Source organism: Atribacterota bacterium (assembly GCA_039638595.1).
In the GTDB taxonomy this organism is placed as follows: domain Bacteria; phylum Atribacterota; class Atribacteria; order Atribacterales; family Caldatribacteriaceae; genus Profundicultor; species Profundicultor thermophilus.
In genome coordinates this window covers 1-12,478 of the sequence record JBDIWM010000051.1, presented here as the reverse complement: position 1 = coordinate 12,478, position 12,478 = coordinate 1, and the positions used below count along the sequence as shown (strand labels likewise).

The 12,478-nt window shown below is 50.0% G+C and carries 14 protein-coding genes; 1 reads left to right on the top strand and 13 read right to left on the bottom strand.

The window, feature by feature from the left end; all coding sequences use genetic code 11:
* On the bottom strand, positions 1 to 1,133 hold a 1,133-nt coding region (locus tag ABDK92_09785; protein ID MEN3186897.1), incomplete at its 3' end, for a signal recognition particle receptor subunit alpha.
* A gap of 198 nt (positions 1,134 to 1,331) precedes the next feature.
* Here ABDK92_09785 and ABDK92_09780 point away from each other — a divergent pair.
* Positions 1,332 to 1,616: a DUF427 domain-containing protein gene (locus ABDK92_09780; protein MEN3186896.1), complete on the top strand. Its 285-nt coding sequence runs from the start codon at positions 1,332 to 1,334 to the stop codon at positions 1,614 to 1,616.
* A gap of 35 nt (positions 1,617 to 1,651) precedes the next feature.
* Here ABDK92_09780 and hemL read toward each other — a convergent pair whose 3' ends face one another.
* The 12 genes from hemL to cbiT form a co-directional block, all read right to left on the bottom strand.
* Positions 1,652 to 2,944, bottom strand: a complete 1,293-nt coding sequence (hemL, locus tag ABDK92_09775) for a glutamate-1-semialdehyde 2,1-aminomutase (protein MEN3186895.1) — start codon at positions 2,942 to 2,944, stop codon at positions 1,652 to 1,654.
* A complete protein-coding gene (locus ABDK92_09770; protein MEN3186894.1) occupies positions 2,941 to 3,528 on the bottom strand; it encodes a bifunctional precorrin-2 dehydrogenase/sirohydrochlorin ferrochelatase in 588 nt (195 codons plus the stop codon). Before ABDK92_09770 ends, hemL begins: the two co-directional genes overlap by 4 nt.
* Positions 3,510 to 4,478: a porphobilinogen synthase gene (gene hemB / locus ABDK92_09765; GenBank protein MEN3186893.1), complete on the bottom strand. Its 969-nt coding sequence runs from the start codon at positions 4,476 to 4,478 to the stop codon at positions 3,510 to 3,512. The genes ABDK92_09770 and hemB overlap by 19 nt, the downstream gene beginning before the upstream one ends.
* 2 nt (positions 4,479 to 4,480) lie before the next feature.
* A complete protein-coding gene (cobA, locus tag ABDK92_09760; GenBank protein ID MEN3186892.1) occupies positions 4,481 to 5,956 on the bottom strand; it encodes a uroporphyrinogen-III C-methyltransferase in 1,476 nt (491 codons plus the stop codon).
* Positions 5,953 to 6,843 carry a hydroxymethylbilane synthase gene (gene hemC, locus ABDK92_09755; protein ID MEN3186891.1) on the bottom strand — a complete coding sequence of 297 codons (891 nt, stop codon included), beginning with the start codon at positions 6,841 to 6,843 and terminating at the stop codon, positions 5,953 to 5,955. Before hemC ends, cobA begins: the two co-directional genes overlap by 4 nt.
* Positions 6,812 to 7,978, bottom strand: coding sequence for a glutamyl-tRNA reductase (gene hemA / locus ABDK92_09750; GenBank protein ID MEN3186890.1), 1,167 nt, complete (start codon positions 7,976 to 7,978; stop codon positions 6,812 to 6,814). Before hemA ends, hemC begins: the two co-directional genes overlap by 32 nt.
* Positions 7,979 to 7,997: 19 nt before the next feature.
* On the bottom strand, positions 7,998 to 8,750 hold the full coding sequence (cobK, locus tag ABDK92_09745; GenBank protein MEN3186889.1) for a precorrin-6A reductase: 753 nt from the start codon (positions 8,748 to 8,750) through the stop codon (positions 7,998 to 8,000).
* Positions 8,747 to 9,475 carry a precorrin-3B C(17)-methyltransferase gene (gene cobJ / locus ABDK92_09740; protein MEN3186888.1) on the bottom strand — a complete coding sequence of 243 codons (729 nt, stop codon included), beginning with the start codon at positions 9,473 to 9,475 and terminating at the stop codon, positions 8,747 to 8,749. Before cobJ ends, cobK begins: the two co-directional genes overlap by 4 nt.
* Positions 9,438 to 10,502, bottom strand: a complete 1,065-nt coding sequence (locus tag ABDK92_09735; protein MEN3186887.1) for a cobalt-precorrin 5A hydrolase — start codon at positions 10,500 to 10,502, stop codon at positions 9,438 to 9,440. The genes cobJ and ABDK92_09735 overlap by 38 nt, the downstream gene beginning before the upstream one ends.
* The gene (gene cobM / locus ABDK92_09730; GenBank protein MEN3186886.1) at positions 10,499 to 11,248 is read right to left on the bottom strand and encodes a precorrin-4 C(11)-methyltransferase; all 750 of its coding nucleotides are present in this window, start codon (positions 11,246 to 11,248) and stop codon (positions 10,499 to 10,501) included. The genes ABDK92_09735 and cobM overlap by 4 nt, the downstream gene beginning before the upstream one ends.
* A complete protein-coding gene (cobI, locus tag ABDK92_09725) occupies positions 11,245 to 11,913 on the bottom strand; it encodes a precorrin-2 C(20)-methyltransferase (GenBank protein MEN3186885.1) in 669 nt (222 codons plus the stop codon). Before cobI ends, cobM begins: the two co-directional genes overlap by 4 nt.
* The coding region (cbiT, locus tag ABDK92_09720) for a precorrin-6Y C5,15-methyltransferase (decarboxylating) subunit CbiT (protein ID MEN3186884.1) at positions 11,910 to 12,478 on the bottom strand (569 nt) is incomplete at its 5' end. The genes cbiT and cobI, both read right to left, overlap by 4 nt.

Below are 12,478 nucleotides of genomic sequence, written 5' to 3'. Positions count from 1 at the left end.
GAGTTAATGATCGCTTCCACCCTCTTCAGACTTTTTTCTCCATCAATCTGGGAAATACTCCCACGAAGATTCCCCGGAAGCATATGCATAATCTCTTCCAGCGAACCAAGGCTCCGCACTCGTCGCAGTTCCTCCAGGAAATCCGAGAGATCGAGTTCTTCTCTTTCAACCTTTTTTTCAATCTTTTTAACCTCTTCCTGAGTCATAGCCTTTTCAATCCGCTCAATCAACGTTAATGTGTCTCCAAGGCCCATTATTCGGCTGGCCATGCGATCTGGACGAAACATTTCAAGCTGGGTAACCTTTTCACCAACTCCCACAAACTTCACCGGCCAACCCGTTTGAGCAACGATGGAGAGCACCGCACCACCCCGGGCATCCGTGTCCACCTTAGTGAGAATCATTCCGGTCGGATTGACCCATTCCCGGAATGCCTCTGCCACTCGAACCGCCTCCTGCCCAGTAGTGGCATCGAGCACCAGAAGCACCTCTTGCAACGTTTCCTGGGTTACAAGCTCTTTCAACTCCTGTAATAAATCCTCCTCGACATGCAATCGTCCAGCTGTATCCACCAGAACCACATCAAGACTCCTCTCCCGTGCGAAAGTCCGCGCCGCCTGTACCACCTTCAGAGGAGTTATCTCCCGGGGCGAGTCAAAAAACTCCAGCTTCCCCGTTTGTGCCAGAATTCGCAACTGTTCTTTCGCTGCCGGACGACGGGTATCAGTAGAAACAAGCAGCGGGAAAAATCCTCGCTCTTTCAGAAAAACCCCCAACTTCCCACAAGTGGTGGTTTTTCCTGAACCCTGCAATCCGACAAGAACCACAAAAGCAGGTAAAGCTGAGGAAATGTGAAGTTCCTGAGCCTCTCCTCCCAGGATCTTACGAATTTCATCCCACATAATTTTGATAATCATCTCTCCTGGTGTCACACTTTGGAGAACCTCTTTCCCTACCGCCCGTTCTCTCACTCGTGCCACCAGATCCTTAACCACTTTATAGTGCACGTCCGACTCAAGAAGCACCATCCGCAGGTCCTTTAAGACGGCGTCGACTTCTTGTTCAGACAACTTTCCTTTGCTGCGCAATTTCTTGAAAATACTGGAAAATTTCTCCGCTAAGGTCTCAAACATTCCATGAACCTCCTCAAAGAACATATAAGATGATAATCACAATCCCCACCGGTGTCAAGAAAGAGAGTTCCACATCGCCACCATACGAATCCTTTTCAAACACCGTCGACTTTCCAAATCCGAAATTCAAAGAAGAAGGAAATAAAATGATTTCTTCTCGGTTTTTCAACTTTAAATTGAGGAACGGGAGGTGGACACATGCCCCGGGCTATATATCAGGGAACGGTTATTGCCGAGAGCAACCAAACCATTCTCCTTGAGGGAAACCACTACTTTCCTCCTGCAGCCGTGAAGCAGGAATACCTCGTACCCAGTGACCACAAAACGGTTTGCCCCTGGAAAGGAGAAGCGAGTTACTACCACGTCAAAGTAGGCAACGCCGTGAGCGAAAATGCAGCCTGGTACTATCCACATCCTAGAGAAGCAGCCCAGCAAATCGCGGGATATATCGCATTCTGGAAGGACGTAAAAGTCGAACCATAGGCGAAAAATATTTCCTATCCACCGAGAAGAACAATTCAAGCAGAAAAGAAATCTCGCTGAGTAGCGATTTTATGCACAACCTCCAGCGTAAAATTGATGTCATCGTCACGGTGTTCAAGGGAAAGAAACATTGCCTCAAAAGGAGACGGAGGTAAGTATACGCCACGGTGGAGCATCTCATGGAAAAACCAAGCATAACGCTTGCGGTCCGTTCGAAGGGCGCCAATGTCATCATGAACAGTCTCCTGGTTAAAAAAGAGAGTCAACATGCTCCCTATCTGGTTTACATGCACTGGTATCCCTACATCTTGAAAAATCGATTCCATTCCCAGCGCAAGACGTCGTGCTTTGTGTTCCAGTTCCCGATAAACCTCAGGATGGTCCTTAAGATACGTCAGGACAGCGTATCCGGCACTTAAGGTGAGGGGGTTCCCGGAAAGGGTCCCGGCCTGGTACACTTTTCCCTCGGGAGCAACGTGCTGCATGATTGCCCGCCGACCACCATACACTCCCACCGGAAGCCCTCCTCCGACGATTTTTCCTAAGACCGTAAGATCAGGAGTAATCCCATAGTACCCCTGTGCTCCGGAATAGGAAATCCGAAAACCGGTAATGACTTCGTCGAAGATGAGCAGAGTCCCATATTGAAGGGTAATTTGGCGTAACGTTTCTAAAAATTCCCTCCTGGGTATCACCACTCCCATATTTCCCGCTACCGGTTCCACAATGACCGCAGCGATACGCTCTCCCCATCGGGAGAATGTCTCTTCAACTTCCTCGATATGGTTGTAGGAAAGGAGAATAGTGGTTTGAGCGAATGCTTCCGGAACTCCCAAAGAATCAGGAACACCCAGAGTCAAAAGGCCTGAACCCCCCCGAACGAGAAGGCTGTCTACATGGCCGTGGTAACATCCACTGAATTTTACTATTAGTGTTCTTCCAGTATAACCCCTGGCCAGACGTAGAGCGCTCATCACCGCTTCGGTTCCAGAGCTGGTGAACCGGACCATCTCGGTCGAAGGAAGAGCTTCGCAGATTCTTTCTGCCATCAGCACCTCAAGCTCATGACAGGTCCCAAAACTCGTTCCGCGCCGAACCTGACTCTCAATTGCCTCCACCACCACAGGATGCGCATGCCCCAAGATGATTGCCCCCCAGGACATGCAGTAATCAAGATAACTCCGCCCTTCTACGTCAAGCAGATGACTCCCTAGTGCTCGATCGACAAATATTGGCATACCTCCTACGGCCCGAAATGCCCGGACCGGGCTATTGACACCTCCAGGTATAACTTGTTGAGCCCGTGCAAAGAGTTCCTGGGAATTCACTCTTTTTCCCCCTTCCACGATGTACCCCATCGTTCCAAAATGTCTCGGTAGCGACGCTTTTTCTCTTGAAGAGGTATACCCGCTTCTTTGAGCATCCGACGTTCTTTCTCAAGAACCTGAAGCACTTCGCCAAGACCTTGAGGAAAATTGCCCTCCAGCCATTCTCGAATAAAGCGAACCAGAAAAGGACTTTTTCCTTCACTGGTAATGGCGATACAAATGCCCTCCCATTCAAAAACCGCGGGGGTCAAAAATGACGAACATTGGGGACAGTCCACCACATTACAGAGTACCCCTCGGGCTTTGGCCTCTTGGGCCACTTCCCGATTGACCGCTGGATTATCAGAAGCAGCAAACACCAAGAAAAAACCTTTTACGTCTCCCTCCTGATATGACCGCCTTCTCCAGACTATTTTTCCTTCGCGGACGAGCGCCGTCAACCCTTTAGTAAGCGCAGGAGATACCACTGTGACTTCTGCCCCAGCCTGGAGGAGTCTCTGGACCTTTCGCTGTGCCACCAATCCTCCACCAACCAGAAGACAAGGTTTATGCGATAAAGAAAGCACTACCGGATATCCTTCCATTGTGCCACTTCTCGTGCATAGTAGGTAATGAGCAAATCGGCACCAGCCCGCTTTATAGCCGTCAAAAGTTCAATAACTGTCGATCTCTCCTCGAGAAACCCGTGTTGGGCAGCAACTTTCACCATGGCATACTCTCCACTCACGCTGTAGGCTGCCACGGGAACCTGAAAATGTTCCCGTATCTCTCGAATCAAATCGAGATAAAAAAGGGCCGGCTTGACCATCACCACGTCTGCACCTTCTTCGACGTCAAGCGCTACCTCTCGAATTGCCTCCCGACGATTTCCAGGGTCCACTTGGTAAGAACGGCGATCCCCAAATTGGGGTCGGGAACAAGCAACTTCCCGAAAAGGACCGTAAAGTGCCGAGGCGTACTTCGCGCTATAAGCCATAATGGGAATATGAGCAAAGCCAGCTTCATCAAGACGACGACGAATCGCCCGAACCTGACCATCCATCATGCTTGAAGGCGCCACCATATCGGCCCCAGCTCGAGCATGAGAGAGGGCAATTTCAGCCAAAACTGGAAGCGTCGCTCCATTGTCCACCCGTTCCTTCACCACAATGCCACAGTGCCCGTGCGTTGTGTAACCACATAGACATACGTCCGTGATATAGAACAGAGAGGGAGCAACCGATTTCCCAATCCGAAGTGCCTGTTGTACCACCCCATCTTCCCGATACGCCCCTTCTCCGTTGGGACCTTTTTCCTTCGGAATTCCAAAAAGGAGCACCATTCGTATACCCAGCGAAACAATTTCTTCCAAAATTTTGGGAAGCATTGGAAGAGAAAAACGTTCCATTCCTGGAAAAGCAAAGATGTTTCCCGCCATACTCTCCTCTTCGACCACAAAAAGCGGGAAAATCAGGTTATCCCTGTGAATTCTATGTTCTCGGAGCGCCTCCCGTAACACCGAATTCATGCGTAACCGCCGCATGGAAACGTCCATTTTTACCTCCATCTTGCTAGAAGTGCTTTTTCAACTCCCTCCAGGGTATACTCTTCAGGAAGGTCCACAACGTGAAAACCCCTCCTGTGGATGAAACGTGCGGTGGTCGGTCCTATAGCCACAAGGTAAACCCCATTAAGAAGTGCTCGACTCTCTTCCAGCATTTCTTCCAAGTACTGAAAGGAGGAAGGACTGGAAAAAACCACTGCATCGACTCCACTCCGGAGAACCACTCTTATTCGGTCTTTTACCTCCCAGTTCGGAAGACTCCGATAGAGAGCGATTTTTTCCGTTCTATACCCTTTCTCGGCAAGCACCTTACTCCCTTCTTCACCGCCAATCTGAGAAGTCAGGATGAGGGCTAATTTCCCCCTACCCTCTGGTAGCACCTCAGAAAGGGCAGAAGCCGTAAAAGAAGAAGGGAGATAATCGGGATAAAGACTCATGGATTCGAGCTCTTGAGCGGTTTTTCTCCCCACGGCTGCCAGAGAAATGCCAACAAGATTTCGCATATCAAAACGGTAAGACTGCATAAAACTTCGAAAGGCCATCACAGCATTTTTGCTACTAAAAAAAAGCAGATGACACGATGGAACCTTCTGATAGAGTTCCTCAAGGCTTTGGTGATCAAACTCGATACGCACCGTAGGGTAGCGGAACACCTCTGCTCCCAGCGTAGAGAGGGAGGGAAAAGCAAAGGAATCCATGGTTGTTCCGGTGACCAAAATCCGCTTTCCAAAAAGAGGTCGCTTTTCCCAAAAAGAGAGATATTCCCGCAAGGAAACCACTTCCCCCACAACGAGAACCAGAGGATTTCGAAAACCAGCTCTTTCTGCTTTCTCAGCAATATCACCAAGAGTTCCCACCAAAACTCGCTGTCTCGTTGTCGCTCCTTCCATAATGAGCGAAGCAGGAAGTGAAGTTGGTTTTCCCCATTTTTGGAACCCCTCGGTGAGTGTTCTCAGATTCTTCGCCCCCATGAGGACTACGATAGTTCCCGAAAAACGCGCCATAGCTTCCCATTCAAGATTCTCCGGGTCATGTCCTGAAACCACCATGAAAGAAGTACTCACCCCCCGGTGAGTAAGAGGAATACCGGCTAGAGCCGGTACGGCAAGAGCTGAACTCAACCCAGGAACCACTTCCACCTCGATGCCCTCTCGAATTAAGGAGAGGACTTCTTCTCCACCCCGACCAAAAATGAACGGATCCCCTCCTTTGAGCCGTACTACCCGTTTCCCCTCTTGCGCTTTTTTCTTGAGGAGTTCTTGAATGGCTTCTTGAGGAAAGGGGTGATTTTCAGGTTCTTTCCCCACGTCAATGCATTCAGCCCCGTGAGGGAAAAGCGATACTATAGCCTCCCCAACCAGGCGGTCATAAACGATGACTTCAGCGTTTTGCAAAACCTCCCAGGCTTTCCGGGTGATCAGTGTCGGATCACCAGGTCCTGCCCCTACAATGTACACTTTTGCCTTCATGACGCTCTACCCCGAATTAACTGTACAAGTGACTTTGCCAGGGAACCCCGTTCTTCTAATGGTCCCTCCAAAGAGGCTTTTTTCACCTCTTTTCCATATGCCACCATGCCAAGAAGCCTCATCCATCCATTCTCTACCGTAGCCAATGCTCCTACTGGAACCCGACATCCTCCCCCAAAAAATCTCAGGAAATCACGTTCCGCCTCTACGGCGCATGCCGTTTCTCGATGGTTGATCGCTCTCACCATCTCCTCTAATGGCTCGTTCTCCCTTCCTTCTACCACAATTACTCCCTGCCCCACGGCGGGAACGAACATATCGGGAGAGAAATACTCTACAATATATCTCTTTTCTCCCAGACGTTCCAATCCTGCCGCCGCCAAAACCAGAGCATCCACCTCTCCTGCCTCCATTTTCCGAACACGGGTCGGAACGTTACCCCGTAACGGTACAACTTCAAGGTCGGGCCGTAAGGCTTCAATCTGAACCCTACGACGCACACTGGACGTCCCAACTACAGCACCACAAGGAAGCGCCGCAAAATCCAACCCACTTCTGGACAACAGCACATCCCGGGGATCCTCTCGCTCGAGTACGGCAAACAGGGTAAGACCTGCAGGCAGGTCCACCGGTAAGTCCTTGAGGCTGTGGACAGCAAGATCCACTTCTCCCTTAAGGAGCGCTTCCTCCAACTCCTTCACGAACATTCCCTTCGTGAAGACCATTTCCGGGTCCTCACGAAGACGATCCCCACTGGTCCTGATGACCACGACTTCCCATTGTGTCTCTCGGTACAGCTGGGAAAGTCTTTCCACTACCTCTTGGGTTTGACGAAGAGCCAGAACGCTTCCCCGGCTACCAACTCGAACAACTTTTTTTTCTCGCACCGTTCTGATGTGCTCCCTCACTTCCATTTTGAAACACGGTTTTCATACGAACCAGAAAACGTCGGTTTGCCCTGAGGACAGCTTCCACCACCCGATCCCGGTCTTTTGGTCCCAAACACGGCATATGTCGAAAAAGCCGCGACAACTCCTCCACAGCTATTTCCCGAAAATCTTTCACCGAGGCTTCAAAAAGTTGATCCCATTCTAAGGAACGACGAAAGGTCCTGACCGCTTCCTCAATCATCGCCTCAACTCTCCCTATGTCCTGCATTCGTCGGTGGCGATTTTCTCGTGCCACCTCTTCCAAATCTTCCAGAGTATAAAGATACACTCCCTCCAAGGTGGCAATCTCTGGATCGATATTCCGAGGTAAACCGAGGTCAAGGAGAAACCGAGGCGCTTCAGACCAAACCTTTTGAAATGACCGAAATTCCACCGTATAGTGAGGTGCTTCGGTGGCGCTGGCAAGGAGATCACAACCCTTGAGGCGCTCATATTTCTCCTGATAGGGGAAAACCTGGATATCAGGAAACTCTTTTTTCAGGAGTAGCGCTCTTTCTGGGTTTTTGCTCGAAACACGTACCTCTATTATTCCGCGTTCCAAAAGATACGTAAGAAGCAATCTTCCCATTTCCCCAGTTCCAATGAGAAAAACTCGCTTCCCCCGCAAACTTCCCAAAAAACGCTCCGCAAACTGCACCGCCAGAGATGGAATGGATAAAGACGCACTCCCTAAGGATGTCTCAGCACGAACCTTTTTTCCCAAGGTAATAGCCCGTAAGAAGAGTCGATTGAGGTCTTTACCACACCTTCTTTCTTCTCGGGCTTTTTCCCAGAATCGTTTCACCTGTCCCAGAATTTGATGTTCTCCCAGAGCAAGCGATTCTAAACCACAGGTGACACGAAAAAGACGTCGTACCACATCCTCCCCAGAAAGACAAAGCAAAAAATCCCGTGGAAAATCGGGAAACATGGTCTCTTTAACCATCGCCACTTCCTCTTTTGAGCTCACGAAGTATACCTCACGGCGTTGACAGGTTGAAAGTACCACCATTTCCCTCACCGCACCAAGAGGCCATAGCACCTCTTGAAAGCAGTACCGTTCTCTCACCGCAAGAGGCGTTTTCTCATCCATTCCAACCATCCAAAGTTCCTTAAGAACCATAAAGCTCACCCAACCGCTCAAGGAGCGTATCAAACCCATGAAATACGTTCTCTTTTATCTTTTGCGCATGTCGAACAAGGATAAAGGCAATACCAAGGGACTCGGCTGCCTCAATCTTCTGGAGGAGCCCACCTTCCCGACCACTCTCTTTACTCACCACCACCTCAGCCCCGAATTCCTGGAAAAGGACACGATTGAGCTCTGTACTCACTGGACCGAGGATGGCCACCACTTCTTTAGGGGTCAGACCGAGCTCTTCACAACGTTTCAAAGAACGACTCACCGGAAGTACGCGCACTCGTATTTTTTTCCCCTCTTCTTTGAGCCTGACAAAAGGAGCCAAATGTGTACTACCAATGGTAAGAAAAATCCTTTGATACGGGACAAGTGCCTGCAAAGCCTCAGCAGGATTTTTTACCTGGATCACGAAAGGAGGAAGTTCAACCTGGGGCCTCTGGTAGAGAAGATATGGAACTCCCAGTTCTAAAGCCACTTCCCGAGCCACATGCTTAATCGTTTCCGCAAAGGGATGCGTGGTATCAACAACTACCTGAACCTTCTTTTCTTGTATAAAACTCCGTAACCTCTCTGGAGAAAATGGTCCCACTTGCGCTGGAATCCCATTCGGCACAAAATTCAGGCCAAATTCATACGCTACACTCAACCATACCGGATATCCTCGCTCATGGAGCATTTGAGCGAATACCCTTCCTTCAGTTGTGCCGCCCAGAATGAGAATCACAGCCGGTACCCTCGAGGAGTAACCATATAGGAGTTTGCCATGAAAGTCCTCTCACTTCCCACGATGACAATCGTTCTCATATCAACGCTATGGTTTTCTACACCCTTTAAGGTGGTTATAGTCACCGACTCCTCCAGAAATGATGCATCTCTAACGATTCCTACCAAGGTTTGTGGCTGACGATACCTTCTGAGAATTGTCACGACCCTAGGAAAAGTATGGGTACGCAGGGAACTGCCCGGGTTATACAGCACAAGTACCAGTGGTGTCTGCGCCAGAACTTCGAGGAGCGCCGCAATCTGGTCCCAACTCGTAAGGTAATCCGAGAGACTCACCACCGCAAAATCGTTCCCCAATGGCGCTCCCAGTGCGGCCGCCGCACTATTCATGGCACTCACCCCCGGGACGACCTCGATCACTTTGGTCATCTTCTCTCCGAAGGCAACCTCCAAAAGAAGTCCAGCCATTCCATAAATTCCCGGATCTCCACCACTCACCAAAGCCACCTTCCACCCTTCATGTGCTAAACGCAGTGTTTCCCGACAACGCAAAAGCTCCTCTCCCATACCAAAACCAAGCATCTTCTTTCCCTCAAAAAGAGGCCTGAGCCGCTCTACATATCGCCGATACCCTAAGATGACTTCCGCTTCCTGAAGGACCATGTGCGCTCGAAATGTAAGATCAGCGCTATTCCCTGGCCCAATTCCCACCACTTTGATCCACATCTTTATTCACCCTTCGAAAAAGAGCTAACGCCACACCTTGCCCTTTAAAGTAGCCCACCTCCAATCCTCCGCCACTTGCCAAAAACGCACTCGGGCGGGCTACACTTCCCACCCCAAGTGCCCGCTGTACCAGGGGAGAGGAAGGGAAAAGGTGAGCTACCTTTTGCAACTCCTCTACAGTAAAAAAGTGCGTCGTAATCGAAAGAGATTGCACCAGCTCCTTAAGCGCAGGTTCGCCTCTTTTCTGTTCCACACTCGCGACCTCTCTCACTCCCAAAAGGGCCATACCTTGGGTACGGAAAAAGTCTTTCACCAGAACCTGCAACGCTTCTCCCGAAATCCCCTTTCGCAATCCCACACCAAGAACAAGATTACGAGGACGGAGAATCAAAAAGGGAATCGGCGGAGGTTCTACCATTCTATCGGTGACGAAAATCACTCCCTGTGCATCTTTTGGCATTTGCCAACAGAGATTAACCCGCTCGCTCAAAAGATTCCATACCACTGCATCGTCGGTGACGTACCACACTGGGGCCCCCTCAAGAAGGAGGGAAATAATTCGAGGAAGGTTCTCCCGTGCCTCCAATGCAAAGTGGTACTCCTGAGCAATACTCTCGGGAGTTTCAACGCCAAAAAGATCACTGGCCGTGGTGATCACTGGTGTGGCCCCCAAAATACCCGCTACTTCCTGTGCCAGACGATTCCCTCCACCCCAGTGCCCAGAAAGAAGACTGATGACAAAGGTTCCTCTCTCGTCGACCACCACAATCGCTGGATCGCTCCATTTATCTCTAAGGTGGGGGGCTATGGAGCGAACCGCAATGCCTACCGCCGAGATGAAAATCAACCCTTCATAATTCTGAAAAGCCCATCCGGCAAACTCTCGAATGTTCCCAGGAATGGGTTGGAAATCCCGTTCTGTCTCAACTACCTTCTCTCCAGCATATCCTGTGCTTCCCAACCTGTTTTTTATCGCTCGGGCCACCTTTATACCCTTTTTTGTGAAAGCAATGACCGCTGTCCTCATGATCCCTCCCGGAAACGATGAGAAAAAGAGGAACAGTAGAGACAAGAAGCGGTAAATCGTTCTCCCAACACCTCTCCCACCACAATCAAGGTCTGACGGGTGAAGCTCTTGTCTTTCACCTTTTCCACGATGTCCCCCAGGGCTCCCACCACCACTTCCTCATCTTCGTAACTGACCCGATGGAGGACAGCCACCGGTGTCTCGGGGGGATACGAAAAGGAAAGTTCTTGCACCACCGTTTCCAGATACTCAATACTCAAAAAAATAATCATAGTCGCCCGATGGCGAGCAAGCATCCGCAACTTTTCTCGTTCCGGAACTGGAGTTCGTCCTCCAAAACGACACAAAATCACTGTTTGGGTCACCCCTGGCACGGTGAGCTCTCGTCGCAAACGTGCCGCCGCAGCCTGAAAGGAACTCACTCCCGGAATGATCTCAAAGGGAATATTCCTTTTTTTGAGTTCCTCAACTTGCTCTCGAAGCGCACCGTAAAGAGACGGATCTCCGCTATGGAGGCGTGCTACTGAATATCCCTGTTGGTAGGCTTCTTCCATGATTTTTACGATTTCCCCCAAATGAAGCCGTGCGCTATCGTAAACCATGGCATCAGGACGGCTGTGGCTTAAGATTTCCCGATTAACAAGCGATCCCGCATAGATCACCACTTCACACATCGAAAGGATTCGTTTTCCTTTAAGAGTGAGGAGTTCCGGGTCGCCTGGACCAGCTCCAATAAAGTAAATCACGACTTTCTCTTCCTCGCCAAAAGGATTGAAAAGTAATCAAGCTCCTGATTTTGAAAGCACTCTAAATCTGTACTCACCACTTCTTCTTTCCATCCTAACCGACTTACTAGTCCTCCACTGAACCCCTTTCTTTGTAGAACCTCACAAATAAGGCTGTACTTTCGGTTTGCCTTGAATACCACAACGCTTTCGAAAAAGTCCAGAACATCTTCCGCAAAATTCTCTCCGGAGAGGATCGCCACGTGTTCTTTACCTTGGGCTAAAGGCAACTGAAGTCGTGCCGCCGCAGCCTGAAAGGAACTCACTCCCGGAATGATTTCCACCTCTACCTCTGGAAACAGTCGCCAGAGAATCACAAAGGTGCTGTACAGAAGAGGATCACCCAAAGTCACAAAAGCCACCTTTTTCCCCTCGGCGAGGAACTCCCGGATTTGCGTTATCCCACTTTTGAATTCCCCTCCTTTGCTCTCCCACTCGTTCATAGCAAAAGGGAGGAAAAGGACCATTTTCTGGAGATATGGCTTGACTACGTGATACGCCAGACTCTCCTCGCCACCCTTAGGAACCACCACCAAGTCGACTTCCTCAAGGACCCGAATGGCCTTGATGGTGAGCAATTCCGGATCTCCGGGTCCTACTCCTATCCCATAAAGCTTACCCTTCATGAGTGCTTTCTCTCTCCTTGAATCACATAAACGGGATTAGCCGCTCGCAAAAGATGCTTACCTCCTAAAAGCTCTCCAAAAGCATATTGCAAAAGCACCACCGCACAGGAAAAGTTCTGATCTTCAAGAACCGAGACCGCCTCGGTCACCGTTTCAAGCGTCACACCACTGACAACAATCACCCCATCTTCTTTAAGCCGCTTATCGACCACCTTCAAGATGGCCCTCAGCCTTCCTCCGCTCCCTCCCACAAATACCCGATCCGGGTCAGGAAGCGTATCCAGAACCTCAGGTGCTTCTCCCCACACCGGAATGACATTTTCTACCCCAAAAAGCAGGGCATTTTCCTTGATAAGGCGCATCGCCACTTCGTTTTTCTCAATGGCAAAAACCACACCTCTGGAAAGAAGTCGGGCTGCTTCGATTGCTATCGTTCCGGTACCCGCTCCCACATCCCACAACGTTAAATCCTCCCGCAGGCGCAGTTTAGATAACACCACCACCCGGATTTCCTCTTTGGTCATGGGAACATGGTCACGTCGAAATAAGCGGTCGGGGATACCGA